Source organism: Streptomyces sp. NPDC047061 (assembly GCF_040643955.1).
In the GTDB taxonomy this organism is placed as follows: domain Bacteria; phylum Actinomycetota; class Actinomycetes; order Streptomycetales; family Streptomycetaceae; genus Streptomyces.
Genome location: NZ_JBEYVI010000002.1, coordinates 364,126 through 380,446, shown reverse-complemented (window position 1 = coordinate 380,446; position 16,321 = coordinate 364,126). Strand labels below are relative to the sequence as shown.

General features: G+C 71.0%; 18 protein-coding genes and 1 pseudogene. 4 read left to right on the top strand and 15 right to left on the bottom strand.

Annotated elements, in window-relative coordinates; all coding sequences use genetic code 11:
* Positions 1-150: 150 nt before the first annotated feature.
* The 6 genes from ABZ887_RS05255 to ABZ887_RS05230 form a co-directional block, all read right to left on the bottom strand.
* Positions 151-729: a Uma2 family endonuclease gene (locus tag ABZ887_RS05255; RefSeq protein WP_361283049.1), complete on the bottom strand. Its 579-nt coding sequence runs from the start codon at positions 727-729 to the stop codon at positions 151-153.
* A 59-nt stretch (positions 730-788) separates the two neighbouring features.
* Positions 789-1,637, bottom strand: coding sequence for a hypothetical protein (locus ABZ887_RS05250; protein ID WP_361283047.1), 849 nt, complete (start codon positions 1,635-1,637; stop codon positions 789-791).
* 335 nt (positions 1,638-1,972) lie between these two features.
* The gene (locus tag ABZ887_RS05245; RefSeq protein ID WP_361283045.1) at positions 1,973-2,164 is read right to left on the bottom strand and encodes a WD40 repeat domain-containing protein; all 192 of its coding nucleotides are present in this window, start codon (positions 2,162-2,164) and stop codon (positions 1,973-1,975) included.
* A gap of 189 nt (positions 2,165-2,353) precedes the next feature.
* On the bottom strand, positions 2,354-3,358 hold the full coding sequence (locus ABZ887_RS05240) for an LCP family protein (protein ID WP_361283367.1): 1,005 nt from the start codon (positions 3,356-3,358) through the stop codon (positions 2,354-2,356).
* A 152-nt stretch (positions 3,359-3,510) separates the two neighbouring features.
* Complete coding sequence (locus ABZ887_RS05235) at positions 3,511-4,896, bottom strand: endo-1,4-beta-xylanase (protein WP_361283043.1); 1,386 nt, start codon at positions 4,894-4,896, stop codon at positions 3,511-3,513.
* A gap of 122 nt (positions 4,897-5,018) precedes the next feature.
* The gene (locus ABZ887_RS05230; RefSeq protein WP_361283041.1) at positions 5,019-6,050 is read right to left on the bottom strand and encodes a LacI family DNA-binding transcriptional regulator; all 1,032 of its coding nucleotides are present in this window, start codon (positions 6,048-6,050) and stop codon (positions 5,019-5,021) included.
* 153 nt (positions 6,051-6,203) lie between these two features.
* Between ABZ887_RS05230 and ABZ887_RS05225 the strand changes: the two genes are divergently transcribed.
* Complete coding sequence (locus ABZ887_RS05225) at positions 6,204-8,507, top strand: glycoside hydrolase family 3 N-terminal domain-containing protein (protein ID WP_361283039.1); 2,304 nt, start codon at positions 6,204-6,206, stop codon at positions 8,505-8,507.
* Between the two features lie 3 nt (positions 8,508-8,510).
* On the opposite strand, the gene ABZ887_RS05220 is transcribed toward ABZ887_RS05225, so the two are convergent.
* Positions 8,511-8,759, bottom strand: a complete 249-nt coding sequence (locus ABZ887_RS05220; protein ID WP_361283037.1) for a DUF397 domain-containing protein — start codon at positions 8,757-8,759, stop codon at positions 8,511-8,513.
* Positions 8,756-9,589, bottom strand: coding sequence for a helix-turn-helix transcriptional regulator (locus ABZ887_RS05215; protein ID WP_361283035.1), 834 nt, complete (start codon positions 9,587-9,589; stop codon positions 8,756-8,758). The genes ABZ887_RS05220 and ABZ887_RS05215 overlap by 4 nt, the downstream gene beginning before the upstream one ends.
* A gap of 78 nt (positions 9,590-9,667) precedes the next feature.
* Here ABZ887_RS05215 and ABZ887_RS05210 point away from each other — a divergent pair, with 78 nt between their 5' ends.
* On the top strand, positions 9,668-10,501 hold the full coding sequence (locus tag ABZ887_RS05210) for an NAD(P)H-binding protein (RefSeq protein WP_361283033.1): 834 nt from the start codon (positions 9,668-9,670) through the stop codon (positions 10,499-10,501).
* Positions 10,502-10,511: 10 nt separating this feature from the next.
* Here the strand turns inward: ABZ887_RS05210 and ABZ887_RS05205 are convergent, their stop codons facing one another.
* On the bottom strand, positions 10,512-10,772 hold the full coding sequence (locus ABZ887_RS05205) for a hypothetical protein (protein ID WP_361283031.1): 261 nt from the start codon (positions 10,770-10,772) through the stop codon (positions 10,512-10,514).
* A 199-nt stretch (positions 10,773-10,971) separates the two neighbouring features.
* Here ABZ887_RS05205 and ABZ887_RS05200 point away from each other — a divergent pair.
* Positions 10,972-11,076 (top strand): annotated as a pseudogene (locus tag ABZ887_RS05200) (RNA-guided endonuclease TnpB family protein); the annotation flags it as partial.
* Between the two features lie 30 nt (positions 11,077-11,106).
* On the opposite strand, the gene tsaD reads toward ABZ887_RS05200, so the two are convergent.
* From tsaD to tsaB, 3 genes are read right to left on the bottom strand one after another with little or no spacing between them, the layout of a single operon-like run.
* The gene (gene tsaD, locus ABZ887_RS05195) at positions 11,107-12,201 is read right to left on the bottom strand and encodes a tRNA (adenosine(37)-N6)-threonylcarbamoyltransferase complex transferase subunit TsaD (protein WP_361283029.1); all 1,095 of its coding nucleotides are present in this window, start codon (positions 12,199-12,201) and stop codon (positions 11,107-11,109) included.
* Entirely contained in the window at positions 12,194-12,721 is a 528-nt protein-coding gene (rimI, locus tag ABZ887_RS05190; RefSeq protein WP_361283365.1) for a ribosomal protein S18-alanine N-acetyltransferase, read from the bottom strand. The genes tsaD and rimI overlap by 8 nt, the downstream gene beginning before the upstream one ends.
* A gap of 17 nt (positions 12,722-12,738) precedes the next feature.
* Entirely contained in the window at positions 12,739-13,395 is a 657-nt protein-coding gene (gene tsaB / locus ABZ887_RS05185; protein WP_361283027.1) for a tRNA (adenosine(37)-N6)-threonylcarbamoyltransferase complex dimerization subunit type 1 TsaB, read from the bottom strand.
* A gap of 148 nt (positions 13,396-13,543) precedes the next feature.
* Here tsaB and ABZ887_RS05180 point away from each other — a divergent pair, with 148 nt between their 5' ends.
* On the top strand, positions 13,544-14,107 hold the full coding sequence (locus ABZ887_RS05180) for a hypothetical protein (RefSeq protein WP_361283025.1): 564 nt from the start codon (positions 13,544-13,546) through the stop codon (positions 14,105-14,107).
* Positions 14,108-14,212: 105 nt separating this feature from the next.
* On the opposite strand, the gene ABZ887_RS05175 is transcribed toward ABZ887_RS05180, so the two are convergent.
* The 3 genes from ABZ887_RS05175 to ABZ887_RS05165 all read right to left on the bottom strand — a co-directional run bounded on the left by ABZ887_RS05175 (position 14,213) and on the right by ABZ887_RS05165 (position 16,305).
* The gene (locus ABZ887_RS05175; protein ID WP_361283023.1) at positions 14,213-14,434 is read right to left on the bottom strand and encodes a hypothetical protein; all 222 of its coding nucleotides are present in this window, start codon (positions 14,432-14,434) and stop codon (positions 14,213-14,215) included.
* A 130-nt stretch (positions 14,435-14,564) separates the two neighbouring features.
* On the bottom strand, positions 14,565-15,077 hold the full coding sequence (gene tsaE, locus ABZ887_RS05170) for a tRNA (adenosine(37)-N6)-threonylcarbamoyltransferase complex ATPase subunit type 1 TsaE (RefSeq protein ID WP_361283021.1): 513 nt from the start codon (positions 15,075-15,077) through the stop codon (positions 14,565-14,567).
* Positions 15,043-16,305, bottom strand: a complete 1,263-nt coding sequence (locus ABZ887_RS05165; RefSeq protein ID WP_361283019.1) for an alpha/beta hydrolase — start codon at positions 16,303-16,305, stop codon at positions 15,043-15,045. Before ABZ887_RS05165 ends, tsaE begins: the two co-directional genes overlap by 35 nt.
* Positions 16,306-16,321 lie beyond the last annotated feature (16 nt).

Below are 16,321 nucleotides of genomic sequence, written 5' to 3'. Positions count from 1 at the left end.
CGGTCTCGTTCCGGTGCGGCGGGGCATTTCCTCGCCGCTCACCCATGCGTCGAACGGGGGACGGGCGGATCGACACGTTCGCGAAATCTCTTCGAAGACAATTTTCCGATGAGCGTTTCCGCAGGTCAGAAGAGGTCAGACAAGGCCGGATCAGTCAGCGAAGTCCTTGAGCTTCTCCGTCTCCAGCGTGAAACCGACGGGATCCGGGAGCTCGATCACGGCGCCGAAGGCCCGGCTGGTGACAGAACGGTAGACGCCGCGCTCCGGGTCGGAGCAGACGATCACGCTCGTCAGGTCCCGGTCGACGAGTAGGTACACGGGGATGCCGGCGGCCGCGTAGCCGTCGGGCTTCTCGACCCGGTCCCGCTTGTCGGCGTCCCGGTCGTGGGAGGTGACCTCGACGACCATCAGGACACCGTCCGGCTCGGCCCACTCGCCCTTGCCGACGAAGTACTCCTCGGCTGCCAGGGCACCGTCCGGCCTCGCACGTCCCTTGCGGTACGCCTCGACCTCGAGCCCCTGCTCCGGGAAGAGGAACAGCTCAGGACGGTGCTGCATGCATCGCTTGAGAAGCCAGGCGACAATCTGTCCATGGTTGCCGTCCGGCATGGGCTTGACCCCGATCTTTCCGTTCAGGAACTCCAGGCGCGCCGACTCCGGCGCATGGCGGGCGAGCTCCTCGAATTCCTCGACGAGCATCTGGGGCCGGTCGGCAGTGCTGGGGGTCATGGTGTCGCCTCCTCCCCTCCATCCTGCCCCGACCGCGGGCGGCCCGTGCTGCAAGGTCGTCATGCGTCTGCTCCTTTCTGTGTACGAGGCCGGGTGCGCAGGGCGGCACGCAGTCGCCCCACATGCGCGTGGACCTGGTCGGCGGTGAGGCCGGACCGTCCTCCCCGGCAGCCCTCGCAGAGCCCGCCGTGCAGCGAGGCCCCGGCCGCCGGCTCAGCGCAGGCGGTGCACACGACCTCGTACCGGGCGGGCGGCTGAGACTGCGGCTCCGGCGGAAGTTTCGAGACGAGCCGGGCGCGTACGAACCCGTAGGCATGCGCCACGTGTTCCGGCAGCCCGGCGGTCATCGCCTGCACGAGCTGCGCCTCACTCGCGCCCCGCGCGAACCATTCCGCTGCGCTCTCCTCCAGTGCGCCGCACTCCCCTGCCGACAGCGTCAACCGGGGCTCGATACGACCGAGGCGAGCGACCACGTTGTACGCCACCGTGCGCGCCGCCTGGGAAGGCTCGGCGACGGGTGGCACCTCGCCGGTGAGGAAGGCGTCCCACCACGCGTCGTCACGGGCGACGCGGGAGAAGAAGGTGTGCCAGACCCAGCGCGGATTGCCGTCGACGGTGACGGGGCGGCGCACGCGGCGCAGATGGCCCGCCGCGGAGAGGTTGTTGAGGGCGGTCCCGATGGCGCACTGGCCGTACGGGAGGTGCTTGGCCAGTGTCTTGATGGAGATGTCCGCCTCGTCGTCGAGCCGGTCGAGGTACGTGGCGATCGCTGCCTCGCGGACGGGCAGGTGGGCGAAGTCGCGTCCGGTGCGGGGATCTTGGCCCGGGGCGGATTTCTTTCCGTAGCCGGGATTGGCCTTCGGGTGCGCGGACGGGCGCGGGGCAGCACTAGGCTGGGCGGTAGCCATGGATCGACGACTCTCATTCGATCTGGTGGTCAGACCCCCGCGCGGTGCTCCAACACCCACGGGGGTCGATGCTTTCGTGGCGCACGCTACACGCTCGCGACGCTGCGGCGTGACCCGATCACGAAAAGTCATCTCGCCTGGCCAGCGGGCGACTTGGGAGGGTGGGTGGGTTGAGCCCACCCACCCATTCCTTGCAAAAAGGGTCTCGGATCCCGACCCCCGAAGCTCAAGCGACGACGAGCGCGACGGACTCCGTCAGGGAGGAGCAGGAGCACGGTCAACTCGGAGGCGTCGCCCCGAAGACTGAGCTTCGAGTCACGGATGTGGACGACGCGCTACCGCAGGTCACCGACATCCCACAGCCGAACGGTCCCATCGGCACTGGCGCTCGCCAGCTGACTGCCGTCCGAGTTGAAGTCGAGGGAGAGCACGGAGTCGTTGTGACCGGTGAGCAGCATCACCTCGCGGGGAGCCACGGGCTCGTTGGTGCGGAGGATGCGGATGTCACCGCCGTAACTGTCGGCCACGGCGAGGAAAGTCAGCCAGCGGCGAGCTCCTTCCGCGCTCCAGTGCTCCCGTACGCCCGCTTCCTCCGGCGCGCCTACGCACGACCGAGTGACCTGAGGATATACCGATCCCCTCGGTCGTCGGCCGTGGTAGAACCGTCCTCCTTGCGGTGTCTCCTCGTCTCAGGGCGAAACTCTCAAGGCCACCCGCTACCGCAACGACTCCCACAGGTCGCTCGCCGCCGGTTCCTTCGCGATCACCCGGTTGTGGTCGGAGGGTGCGGTCACCACGGGCATCATCACCGTCTTGACGTTGTCGGAGGTGAGGCCCTTCAGGCTCTGGCCCAGCCGCATCAGCTCGCTGAGCGAGTCCAGGCCGGTGTCGGTGGTGAGGCTGGAGGTGACCGCGTCGGCGACCTCGTAGAGCTTGGCCGGGTTGGTCAGCAGATTGCTGGAGGCCATCTGGTCGAGGAGGGCCTTCACCAGTTTCTGCTGGAGGCCTATCCGGCCCAGGTCGCTGCCGTCGCCTATGCCGTGCCGGGTGCGGGCGAGCGCCAGGGCCTGGGTGCCGTCCAGGTGGTGGGTGCCCTTCTTCAGGTGCAGGTGGCTGTCGTCGTCGTCGATGTCCTGGTCGGTGGTCACGGTCACCCCGCCGAGCGCGTCGACCAGCTTCGCGAAGCCCGAGAAGTCGATCTCCAGGTAGTGGTCCATGCGCACACCGGTGATCGACTCGACCGTCTTGACCGCGCACACCGCCCCGCCCACCGAGTAGGCGCTGTTGAACATCGCGTTGTAGGCGACGGACGTCGAGCCGCCGGAGGACAGCGGGCAGGACGGCCGGGTGACCAGGGTGTCGCGCGGGATGCTGACGACGGTGGCCGAGGTCCGGCCGGCGTCGATGTGGACCACCATCGCGGTGTCGGAGCGGGCGCCCGAGCTGCTGCCGCCGCCGAGCTTCTTGTTCGCCTTGCCGCTGCGCGAGTCCGAGCCCAGCACCAGGATGTTCACCGAGCCGGTGGGCAGCGGGCTCGGGGAGGCGGACGCGGACGCCGTGGCCGTCGGCGTCGTCACCGCCTTCGCCGGGCGGTCGTCCCCGAGCGCGCTGTTGATGTCGACGCTCTTGATGTTGTCGTTGAGGTGCCAGTAGACCCACCCCGCGCCCGCGATGCCGAGCGTCATGACCCCCGCCAGGGTGAGGCCGACGATCTTCAGCACTCTCGACCGCCGGCCCACCCGTCTGCCCGCGTCGCCTTGCTCCTCTTGTCCCGTCACAAGGCAGGAACGTAAGTCCGAATTATTAGGGGACTGTTAGCGCGGGCGCCGCGAAGGGGTTTTCTTCGGAAAATCTCACCCTTCTCAGTCCGGGTTCAGCCCAGCGTGACGGTGGGCACCGGATTGCTCCCGCTCCAGGACGCGTTCAACCCGAAACTCACCGAACTCCCGTTCGCCACCGTCCCGTTGTAGGAAGCGTTGGCACAGGACACGGCCGCGCCCGACTGGGTGCAGACCGCGTTCCACGCCTGCGTGATCTGCTGACCGGCGCCGTACGTCCAGCTCACCCGCCAGGACGACAGCGAGGCGCCCGAGCAGGAGATGGTCACCTGGCCGGTGAACCCGGTGTTCCACTGGCTGCTCACGCCGTAGGCGGCGGTGCAGGCACCGGTCGGCGGCGGGGTGGTCGTGGTCCCGCCGAGCGCCTCCGAGATCCCGTAGTACGCCGGTTTGGGCGCGTAGTTCGCGTCGTACGGGGTCGCCGCGCCGTACCCCGGGAAGGTGCTGTCCACCCAGGAGTCGGAGTCGGTGAAGCCCCACACGGTGACGTTGACGCAGCGGCTCACCGCCACGCACGCGGCCACCACCGACTTGAAGTCGGCCTTCTGCTGGGCGAGTTTGGTGCTGTCGGAGGGCAGTGCCATCCGGATGTCCAGCTCGGTGACCGCCACGTCGACGCCCAGGTCGGCGAAGCGCTGGATGTTCTGTTGGAGGGTGGAGGGCACCTGGCCGAGGACGAGGTGGGCCTGCAGCCCGACCCCGTCGATCGGGACGCCGGCCGCCTTGAGCGACTTCACCAGGTTGTACAGGGCGGTGCTCTTCGCGTTGACACCCTCGACGTTGTAGTCGTTGATGTACAGCTTGGCGTCCGGGTCGGCCGCGTGCGCCCAGGTCAGGGCGTTGGCGATGTAGTCGGAGCCGAGGCCGTTGTACCAGAGCGTCGACCGGTAGGTGCCGTCCTCGTTGAAGGGTTCGTTGACGACGTCCCAGGCCGCGATCCTCCCCTTGTAGCGGCCGACCTCGGTGCTGATGTGGTTCTGTAGCAGGCTGCTCAGCTGGGCGGAGGTCCAGGTGCCGTTCGTCAGCCAGCTCGGGTTCTGGCTGTGCCAGACCAGGGTGTGGCCGCGCACCTGCTGGTTGTGGGCCTGGGCGAAGGCGACGATCTGGTCGGCCTCGGTCCAGTTGAAGGTGCCCTGGGTGGGCTCGACGGTCCCCCACTTCATGGCGTTGCCCGGGGTCAGCGAGCTGAACTGGCCGCCGGCCAGGTCGCCGTAGGTGCCGGTGAGCTTGGAGCCGGTGACCGCGGTGCCGATGACCTTGCCCTTGGCGGCGGCGAGGTCGCGCAGCGGGGTGTCGGCGGCGTGCGCGGCGGGCGCCGTGAACAGCAGGGCGGTGCCGGTGACGAGTGCCACCGCCAGGGACAAGCCCGTGGACAAGCCGATGGACAAGCCTGCGGGTAAGCCTGTTCTCAGAGATCTCATTGCGGGTGCCTCCGAAAGTTTCGGTCGTGCAACCGACTGGCTTCGGAGGAGTGTGGAGACGCCCGCACCACCCGTCAATACGTCAACATCCGGCCACTCCCCTCACGGAACCTCACGGAGCCTCACGGAGCCGTGGGCGCTGCCGTGCTGCTGCGCACCACCAGGCTGGTCGCCAGCTCCACCCGGGTCGCGGTCGTCGCCTCCTCCGCCCGCCCCATCTCGAGGACCAGCCGCGCCGCCGCCTCGGCCATCTCGGTCAGCGGCTGCCGTACGGTCGTCAGCGGCGGCCCCACCCAGCGGGCCAGCGGCAGATCGTCGAACCCGACGACGCTCACGTCCTCCGGGATGCGCAGCCCCAGCTCACGCGCGGCCTCGTAGAGCCCGAGCGCCTGGAGGTCGTTGCCGGTGAAGATCGCGGTGGGCCGGTCGGGCATGCGCAGCAGGTCCAGGCCGAGCCGGTAGCCGGCGTCGTGGTGGAAGTCGCCGGCCTTGATCAGGGCCGGGTCCACCGGCAGTCCGGCGGTCTCCAGCGCGGCCCGGTAGCCGTCCACCCGGGCCCGGCTGCACATCATCCGGGACGGCCCGCTGATCGCCCCGATGCGCCGGTGCCCCAGCTCCACCAGGTGCCGGGTGGCGGCCAGCCCGCCCTGCCAGTTCGTCGCCCCGATCGACGGCACGTCCGGCCCCGGGTCCCCCGCCGGGTCCATCACAACGAACGGGATGGACCGGCTCAGCAGCAGCGCCCGCTGCGACTCGTCAAGACCCGACAGCACCAGCACCACCCCGTGCGGGCGGCGGGCCGCCACCTGGTCCGCCCAGGTCCGCCCGGGAGTCAGCCGCCCGGCGGACTCACTGAGCACCACACTCAGCCCGGCGTCCCTCGCCACGTTCTCCACCCCCCGGATGACCTCCATCGCCCACGCGCTCTCCAGCTCGTGGAAGACCAGGTCGATCAGCGGCGACCGGGAGGCCTCGGCGCGGCGCCGCCGGTAGCCGTAGGCGCGCAGCAGCTCCTCGACCCGGGTACGGGTCGCCGGGGCGACGTCGGCACGCCCGTTCAGGACCTTCGAAACAGTCGGAGCGGACACGCCGGCCTCACGGGCGATTTCGGCGAGCGTCGCCGTCTGCGGTTCTGCGGGCTTCGGAGGCGTCATGCCCGCGATCGTATCCCCGCGCTCCCCCTTGACGAAGACCTTCGCGCGCCATAGGTTCCCGGAACATTCGGTGTGTAGTACGAAACATTCGTAGCAGCGTTCGTAGCAGAGAAGCCCGCAGAGAGCCCCGCAGAGAGCAGAGACGGGAGTTTCATGACCACCGCTCCTTGGCGCGACCCCGCACTGCCCGCCGCCACCCGCGTCGACGACCTGCTCACCCGGATGACGCTGGAGGAGAAGACCGCCCAGCTGTACGGGGTGTGGGTGGGCGCCGCCACGGACGGCGACGGGGTCGCCCCGCTGCAACGCGAGATGACCGCCGACTACGAGTGGGACGAGCTGATCACCCTGGGGCTCGGCCAGCTGACCCGCTCCTTCGGCACCGCCCCGGTGGACCCGGCGCTGGGCGCGCGGGCGCTGGCCCGCGCCCAGCGCCGCATCACCGCGGCCGGCCGCTTCGGCATTCCGGCGATCGCCCACGAGGAGTGCCTGGCCGGCTTCACCGCCTGGCAGGCGACGGCCTACCCGGTCCCGCTCGCCTGGGGAGCCGCCTTCGACCCGCCGCTGGTCGAGGAGCTGGGCCGGCGCATCGGCCGCGACCTCCGCTCGGTCGGCGTCCACCAGGGCCTGGCCCCCGTCCTGGACGTGGTCCGCGACCCGCGCTGGGGGCGGGTCGAGGAGACGATCGGCGAGGACCCGTACCTGGTCGGCACGGTCGGCTCCGCGTACGTCCGGGGCCTGGAGTCGGCCGGGGTCATCGCCACGCTCAAGCACTTCGCGGGCTATGCCTCCTCCGCCGGTGCCCGCAACCAGGCGCCGGTCCGGGCGGGCGTGCGGGAGCTGGCGGACGTCACCCTCCCGCCGTTCGAGATGGCGCTGCGCGAGGGCGGGGCCCGCTCGGTGATGGCGGCGTACAACGAGACGGACGGCGTCCCCGCGTCCGCCGACCCCCGCCTCCTGACCGAACTCCTCCGCGGCGACTGGGACTTCGACGGCACGGTCGTCGCCGACTACTTCGGCATCGGCTTCCTCCAGACCCTCCACCGCGTCGCCGACACGGAGGCGGAGGCGGCCCGTCTCGCCCTTGAGGCGGGCATCGACGTCGAGCTGCCGACGCTGAAGTGCTACGGCCGTCCGCTGGTGGCAGCGGTCAGGGCAGGCACGGTCCCGGAGTCACTGGTCGACCGCGCGGCCCGCCGGGTCCTGCTCCAGAAGTGCGAACTGGGGATGCTGGACGAGGACTGGACCCCGGAGCCCGCGCAGGAGGGCCCGGTCGACCTCGACTCGGCGGCGAACCGCGCGCTGGCCCGCCGCCTGGCCGAGGAGTCCGTGGTCCTCCTGGACAACCCGGACGGCGTACTCCCCCTCGCCCCCGGCACCCGCATGGCGGTGGTGGGCCCGCGCGCCGCGGACGCCCTCGCGATGCTCGGCTGCTACTCCTTCCCGTCCCACGTCCTGACCCACCACCCCGAGGTCGACCTGGGCATCGCCATCCCCACCGTCCTCGACTCCCTCCGCACCGAACTCCCGGACGCGAAGGTCACGTTCGCCGAGGGCTGCGACGTCTCGGACCCCGACACCTCCGGCTTCGAGGAGGCGGTGGCCCGGGCCGCCGAGGCGGACGTGTGCGTGGCGGTGCTCGGCGACCGCGCGGGCCTGTTCGGCCGGGGCACGTCCGGCGAGGGCTGCGACGTGACAGACCTGGAACTGCCGGGTGTCCAGGCCGACCTGCTGGACGCGCTGCTCACGACGGGCGTCCCGGTGGTCCTCGTCCTCCTCACCGGGCGCCCCTACGCACTGGGCCGCTGGCAGGGCCGGCTCGGCGCGGTGGTGCAGGCGTTCTTCCCCGGGGAGGAGGGCGGCCCGGCGGTGGCGGGAGTGCTGTCGGGCCGCGTCAACCCGTCGGGCCGCCTCCCGGTCAGCGTCCCTCGCGTGCCGGGCGGCCAGCCCTGGACCTACCTCCAGCCCCCGCTGGGCCTCGCGGGCGAGGTCAGCAACCTGGACCCGACCCCGCTGTACGCCTTCGGCGCCGGCCGCTCGTACACGACGTTCGCGTGGGACCTCGTCTCACCGGACACGGCGGAGATCGGCACGGACGGCTCGTACGACGTGACGGTGGCCGTCCGCAACACGGGCGACCGCGCGGGCACCGAGGTCGTGCAGCTCTACCTCCACGACCCGGTGGCCTCGGTGACCCGCCCGGACGTCCGCCTGATCGGCTACCAGCGGGTGGAGCTGGCTCCGGGCGCCTCGAGAAGGGTGACCTTCCACTTCCACGCGGACCTGTCGGCGTTCACGGACCGGGAGGGGGCGCGGGTGGTGGAGCCGGGGGCCCTGGAACTGCGGGTGGCGGCGTCGAGCGCGGAGGCCCGAGCGGTGACCCGCCTCCAACTGACCGGCCCGGTCCGCCGGTTGGGCCCGGACCGGGTCCTGCGCTGCGAGACGGAACTGGACTGACCGTCAGACCGCGTCCGCCGCGTGCGCGACAAAGGGGGCCCAGGCGGCGGGGGCGAGGGCGAGGTGGGGGCGGACGCGGTCCTTGGAGTCGCGGATGTGGATGGTGGCGGGGGCTACGGCTACTTCTATGCAGTTGTCGCCCTCGGTGCCGCTGTAGGTGGACTTGCGCCAGGCCAAGGCGACTTCAAGGCAGTTGTCGCCTGCGGTGCCGCTGTAGCTGGACTTGAACCACGCCAGCTCATTGGTGCTCATAGCTCTCCTCTGATGCGCTCCAGCAGGCACACGGAATCCAGAGGGCTGAGGGCCTGCGAGCGCAGTGTCGCATACCTGCGATGCAGGACGGCCGCCTCTTTCGGGTCTGCCACCAGGCGACCGGTCTCCTGCCCCTCTGAGTAGGCCAGGCGCCTTCCGTCCGGAGTCTCCAACAAGGCCAACGGGCCGTCCAGCCCCGCGTGCGCCTGGCAGTCCAGTGGCATGACCTGGATCTCGACGTTGCGCAGTTGGGCGTATCCGAGCATGTGGTCCAGTTGCGCAAGTGCAACTTCGTCCCCACCCAGTCGCCGCCGCACGACGTGCTCGTCCATGACGAAACTGAACGACGTGTTGGGACGCTCGTGCAGCAAGTGCTGCCGCTCCATACGAGCCACCGCTTGCGCCTCCACCTGCTCATCCGACAACGGCGGAATGCGGTTGCCGAACACCACGCGCGCGTACGGCTCGGACTGCAACAGCCCCGGAACCAGACGGCATTCATACGTGGCCAGGCTCACCGCCTCCTGTTCCAACGCGGCCCACTTCCGGAACCACACCGCGAACCCCGGCTGCCGCACCACCCGCCCGAACGCCTTCCGCAACGCACCCGTGTTCCCCAGCACCCCCTCCGCCGCGTCCACGAAACCCTGGTCCGCCAGCCGCCTCCCCAGCTCGATCGAAGCCACGGAGTGCTTGGACATGTGGACCCTCGCCCCGAACTCCTCCCGGCTCAGCCCCGCATGCTCCCGCAGCCCCTGCACGAACGCTCCGAAGGTCTTCATGCTGTCCGACGACTCGGGCTCACCGTTCACCTCAACGCCACCGTTCATGCACTCAGGGTGATGGCGTTCGAATCCCGTTGTCCATCGTTGACCTCAAGTCCGGTCGAGGTCCTAGCGTCCTGTCGCATGATCCTCGTGACCGGCGCCACCGGAAACATCGGAAGCGCTCTGCTGAAGGAACTCCGGGCATCGCATGCCGAACCGCTCAGGGGTCTCAGCCGTGCGCCCGAGAAGGCCGGTGTCCCCTCCGGCGTGGAAGTCGTCGAGGGCGACCTGAGCCGACCGGCCTCGCTGGAGCCCGCGTTCGAGGGAGTGCGTGCGCTCTTCCTGGTGTCACGCATCGGATTGGACGCCGACATCCTGGACGCCGCCCGCAGGGCCGGGGTCGAGCATGTGGTGCTGGTGTCGTCCGTCACCGTCCAGACCCACCCCCACCTGGGCCCGGCCCGCGAGAACCTGGCCGTGGAGCGGCTCCTGAAGGGGAGCGGGATGGCGTGGACGATCCTGCGGCCGACGCAGTTCGCCTCCAACGCCCTGTGGTGGGCGCAGACGATACGAAACCGCCGGCCGGTACGAGTGCCCTACGCGGACGTCGGTCTGCCCACCGTCCACCCCGCGGACATCGCTTCGGTCGCCCGTGCCGCGCTGGCCGGGACCGGCCACCTGGGACAGACCTACGCGCTGACCGGGCCGGAGCGGATCACTACCCGTCAGCAGCTCGAAGCCCTCGCGCAGGCGGTGGGACGGGACGTGCCGTTCACACGCGTCGGCCGGGCGGAGGCCCACCGCGACATGGCCGCGTTCCTGGGCGACGAGGCCGCGGCGGCGGTCCTGGACATCACGGGCGGCGACGTGAACGAGGAACTGCTCGCCGTACGTGACACGGTCACCCGGATCACCGGTGCTCCGGCCAGGACGTTCCGGCAGTGGGCCCTCGACAACGTCGGCGCCTTCAGCTGACCTCCGCCGGCTAGCCCTCCCCGACCGAGTCGAAACGCCAGCGGTGCACCGGGCGGGTGACCAAGTCAGCTGGCGGATCCGGGAGTTCGGGGAGTTCCGGGTCGTCGTACGACGACTCCCACCACGTGATCACCAACACCCGGTCCTGCGGCGCCCGGAAGGACTCCCGGCGTACCGGCTCCCCCACGAGCTTCTGCTCTCGCGCCCACGCCAGGAGTTCGGCGCCCCGGCCCTGCACCGCCCGCGCCTCCCACATCAAGGCGACCGTCATCGACTTCCTCCCTGCGACTCGAATCGCTCAGGCATTTGCCGGGCTGGCCTGGCACCGCCGAGGGCGACTACTGCCCCCGCTGTCACCCGTTCGTGCACTTCTTCGGGGAATCGGAGAGAAAAGCGAATCATGGCGTCATCTTGGCATTATGGAGACGCCGACGAAGGCTACCGAGGTCATACACGCCCGATATACGTACAGAGACAAGAACTCCGCTCGCGTAATGCTCGTCCGGGCAGGTCTGAACCCGGCTGGTGCCGATGGCGTAAGACCTCTTGGAGCGCCGCTTCAAGAGGCAGCCTGAGCCAGGAATTCCCTCCTCGGAGGGAAGCGGTCAAGAGTAGAGGTTCTCCTTGCTGACCTCGTGCACATGGTCGTGGTGGTGGGTGCCGGGGACGTGCGGGTCCGTCACCGGGAGGGAGCTGTCCGCCGAGAGGTCCCAGCCGGACGGCGTCCGGTTGCGGGCGACCATCTCCGCGCCGAGCGCGGCGACCATCGCGCCGTTGTCCGTGCACAACTTCATGCGCGGCACCCGGAGCCGGATGCCGGCCGCCTCGCAGCGCTCCTGCGCGAGGGCGCGCAGCCGCGAGTTGGCGGCGACCCCGCCGCCGATCATCAGGTGGTCGACGCCCTCGTCACGGCAGGCCCGGACGGCCTTGCGGGTCAGGACGTCCACGACCGCCTCCTGGAAGGAGGCGGACACGTCGCGGACCGGGACCTCCTCGCCGGCCGCCCGCTTGGCCTCGATCCAGCGGGCCACCGCCGTCTTGAGACCCGAGAAGGAGAAGTCGTACGCCGGGTCGCGCGGGCCGGTGAGGCCGCGCGGGAAGGCGATCGCCGAGGGGTCGCCCTCCTTCGCGTACCGGTCGATGACCGGGCCGCCCGGGAAGCCCAGGTTCAGCACGCGCGCGATCTTGTCGAAGGCCTCGCCGGCCGCGTCGTCGATGGTCGCGCCGAGCGGCCGTACGTCGGAGGTGATGTCCGAGGAGAGCAGCAGCGAGGAGTGGCCGCCGGAGACCAGCAGGGCCATCGTCGGCTCGGGCAGCGGACCGTGTTCCAGCTGGTCGACGCAGATGTGGGAGGCGAGGTGGTTGACGCCGTAGAGCGGCTTGCCCAGCGCGTACGCGTACGCCTTCGCCGCCGAGACGCCGACCAGCAGCGCGCCGGCCAGGCCGGGTCCTGCCGTGACCGCGATGCCGTCGAGGTCCCTGGCGCTCACCCCGGCGTCCTTCAGGGCCCGCTCGATGGTCGGGACCATCGCCTCCAGGTGCGCCCTGGACGCCACCTCGGGGACGACCCCGCCGAAGCGGGCGTGCTCGTCGACGGACGAGGCGACGGCGTCGGCCAGCAGGGTGGTGCCCCGGACGATGCCGACGCCGGTCTCGTCGCAGGAGGTCTCGATCCCCAGCACCAGGGGTTCGTCAGCCATTGGTCTCGGTTCCTTCTTCGGAGGTGGGCCCGGTGGCGGAGCCACTGCCGGGCTGCCCGGTCGTCAGGCGCATCACCAGGGCGTCCACGTTCCCCGGCTGGTAGTAGCCGCGTCTGAACCCGATGGGCTCGAAGCCGAACCGCTCGTAGAGCTTCTGGGCGCGGATGTTGTCGACCCGGCATTCGAGCAGGACCTCGGCGCACTCGAAGGCGGTCGCGGCCCGCAGCAGCTCGGTGAGCAGCTCCCCGCCGAGCCCGGTGCCCCACTGGTCACGGCGTACGGCGATGGTCTGGATGTCGCCCACCGCGGCGGCACCGGTGTCGGAGGCGGTGCCGCCCTGGGCGGCGAGCCCCCCGTACCCGACGACCCGGTCGTCCTCCAGGGCCACCAGGTACCGGCGGGTCGCCTCGGGGCCCCTGGCGTGCGCCAGTTCGGACCAGAACATCCCCCGCGACCAGGCGTCCTCGGGGAACAGGTCCTTCTCGAGCTCAAGGACCGGGTCGATGTCCCACCAGCGCATCTCGCGCAGCTGTGCGGTCACTTGGGTGTGACCACCTTGTAGTTCCTGGGCACCTGGGCGTCCGGCCGGCGCAGGTACAGCGGCCGGGGCTCGGGCAGCTCCTCCCCGGCGGCCAGCTTCTCGGCGGCCAGCGACGCCAGGGCCGCGGCGGAGACGTGCTCGGGCTCGTGCGCGACCGGGAAGGTGCCGGGGTAGAGCAGCGCCCCGGCGCCGACGGCCGGCAGCCCGGCCACCTGCTCGGCGATGTCGGCGGGCCGGTCCACCGCGGGATCCGTGCGCCGGGTGCGCGAGTCCTCGTACACCGCCCAGTAGACCTCTTTGCGGCGGGCGTCGGTCGCGACGACGAACGGGCCCTTCTCGATGTCGGCCGCGTAGGCGAGCCCGTCGAGCGTGCACAGGCCGTGGACGGGCACGCCGAGCGCGAGCCCGAAGGTGTCCGCGGTCATCAGACCGACCCGCAGGCCGGTGTAGGGGCCGGGACCGATGCCTGTGACGATCCCGGTGACGGCGTCCAGCCTGACCCCCGCCTCGGCGAGGACGCGGTCGACGGCCGGCAGCAGCAGCTCGCCGTGCCGGCGCGCGTCCACCTGGCTCGACGAGGCGATGACGGCCGAACCGTCGTGCAGGGCGACGGTGACGGCGGGGGTGGCGGTATCCAGAGCGAGCAAGAGCACGCGAACAGCCTACGGCTCCGGCGCCGCGAGCACGGCCGCCGGGGACCGACGGTCACTGGCTGCTACGGTCTGTACGAAGTACGACATATACGGCGAGGTCCCCCCTGAGGCTCGCCGTACGGCTCTACGGCAGGCAGAGGTGGCGCACGTGGCAGGGACCAGCTCGGGAGTCGTGGCCGGCCTCACCGCGGCCGCCGTCGGGGTGGTCGGTTTCCTCGCCTACCAGGCCTCGGCCACCGTCCCGCCCGGCCTCGGCGGCAGGCCGGGGGCGAGCCCCGCGCCCGGCGCGCCGGCCTCCAAGGCCCCCCGGGACCACCGCCACCCCACCGCCCTGCCGAACAGTTCCGGCACGGGTGAACGGGTGGTGTACTCGGTGGACGACGACCGGGTCTGGCTCGTCAACGAGCGGGGCCGCGTCGAGCGCACCTTCAAGGTGAACCCCGGCACCATCGACCCGACCACGGGCGCCTACTGGGTGACGTCCCGCTCGAAGGCGATCACGGGCACGGACGGCCTCCCCATCGAGCACGTGGTCCGCTTCGCCACCACGAAGGACGGCTCGGCCATCGGCTTCAGCGCGGTCACCGCGCAACGCCCCGCCGCGCCGCCCGACCCCACGGTGAAGACAGGCGGCATCCGCGAGACCCGCCCGGACGGCACGGCGATGTGGAACTTCGCGACGATCGGCGTGAAGGTGATCGTGATCCGCTGAGCGGAGCGCCCCGAAGGGGCGCGGGGCTGTGTTTGATTTGCGGCTACCGCCGCGTGGGCGTGACCAGCCCCCACCGGCCCGCACGGACCCACCGGCCGAACCGGCCTAGGCGCTCCGCCGCAACTGCTGCGATCCGTCGGCTGCCGCGCCGTCGTGGCTGGTCGCGCAGTTCCCCGCGCCCCTGAGGGGCGCTGCCGAAACCGGCGCTCTCGGCGGCCGGGACACCGCGTCGGCGCACGCGCACGACGCCAGCAGCTCACGCATGGAGACCCCGGGGACCCCGGCGACCACAACCGGTCGCCGCTCCTCGGACTGGGACACGGACACGGGCGCCTCCTGAGGTGCGGGGGCGGACGTAGTTAGGTAGACCTAACCACTCACTGGATACCATGTGACCACGCCCGATACGTCCGGCGCAATATCTTGCCGACGCCTTGTCGGAACGTTCACACGGTCCTCAGGCCGACAGCACCCCGAGATCCACCGTGCCCCACCGCTCCCCCAGCCCCGCCAGAGTCACGTGCCGCACCTCGTCCGTGGTGTCCCCGACCGCCCGGTGGATCCGGACCATGAGCCGGTCGTCGGTCAGCTCCTCGACCTTGCCGTCGCCCCACTCCACGACGACCACGGACTCGGGCAGCGAGACGTCGAGGTCCAGGTCCTCCATCTCGTCGAGCCCGCCGCCCAGGCGGTACGCGTCGACGTGGACGAGCGGCGGCCCGCCCCCCAGGGACGGATGCACGCGGGCGATGACGAACGTCGGCGACGTGACGGCCCCGCGCACACCGAGCCCCTCGCCCAGTCCCCGGGCCAGCGTCGTCTTGCCGGCGCCGAGCTCCCCGCTGAGCATCACGAGGTCACCGGCGCGCAGCAACTTCGCCAGTCGGCGGCCCAGCTCCCCCATCTGCTCGGGGGAGGTGACGATCAACTCGGTCTCAGCCTGGCTGTGCCGTGCTGCTGGTGCTTCCATAGCCACTTACCGTAGCCCCTGCCGGCACGGCACCCGCGCGGGTGAGCAGGTCGGCGAGGCGGTCGGTGACCACTTCCGGGTGTTCCAGCATGACGAGGTGCCCGGCGTCCGGGACGAGCACCAGTTCGGCGTCGGGCAGCAGGTCGGCGATGACCTCGCTGTGCTCGCTGGGCGTGACGAGATCCTGGACCCCGGCCAGCACCAGCACCGGCAGGTTCTGGAAGTAGGCGAGCGCGGCCGTCTTGTCGTGGTCGACGAAGGCCGGGTAGAACTCGGCGACCACGTCGATCGGCGTCGACTCGATCATCCGCTCCGCGAACCGCTCCACGGCCGGGTCGACGTCCTTGGACGCGAACGAGTACCGCTTGATGATCCCGGCGAAGAGATCGGCGGTGACCCGCCGCCCCTTCTCCACCAGCGCGGCCTGCGTCCCCAGGGCCTTCAGCACCCCGGGCAGCACCCGGCGCACCGCGTTGACGCCGGCCATCGGCAGCCCGAAGTTGACCTCGCCGAGCCGCCCGGACGACGTACCGACGAAGGCGGTGGCGACCACCCGGTCCCGGATCAGCTCGGGATACTGCGCGGCCAGCGCCATCACGGTCATGCCGCCCATGGAGTGCCCGACCAGCACGATCGGCCCCTCCGGCACGGCCGCGTCCAGGACGGCCTTCAGGTCCCGGCCCAGCTGGTCGATGGTGAGCTCCACGCCGTCCTCGTGCTGGGCGACGCCCCGCCCGGAGCGGCCGTGGCTGCGCTGGTCCCAGTGCACGGTGCGGACGACCCCGCGCAGGGCCGCCCGCTGGAAGTGCCAGGAGTCCTGGTTGAGGCAGTAGCCGTGGCTGAAGACGACGGTGACGGGCGCGGGCGCCTTGCGGCCGAAGAGCCGACGGCGGCGCGGCGAGACGGCGGGACCGAGGTCGGGCACCACCTCGTCGACCTCGTAGTACAGCTCGGTGCCGTCGTCGGCGTACGCCTTGCCGGGCGTACCGCGCAGGGTGCCGTACGGGCCCGCGGAGTCCAGCGCGAGGCGGGCCTTGCGGCGCATCCCGCGGCCGACGGTCATCCGCTCCACGGCGACCCCGGCTGCCGCACCGGCGGCGAGCACTCCTATGGCGGCTCCGGCGACGCCCGTCACCTTGCGCCAGCTGCCGGCGGCCGTCCCCGTGGCCGAGGCGACGACGGCCGCCGCGGCGGCGTCCGCTACGGCCTCCGCACTGCTCTCGCTCACGTACCGCTCCTCTTCG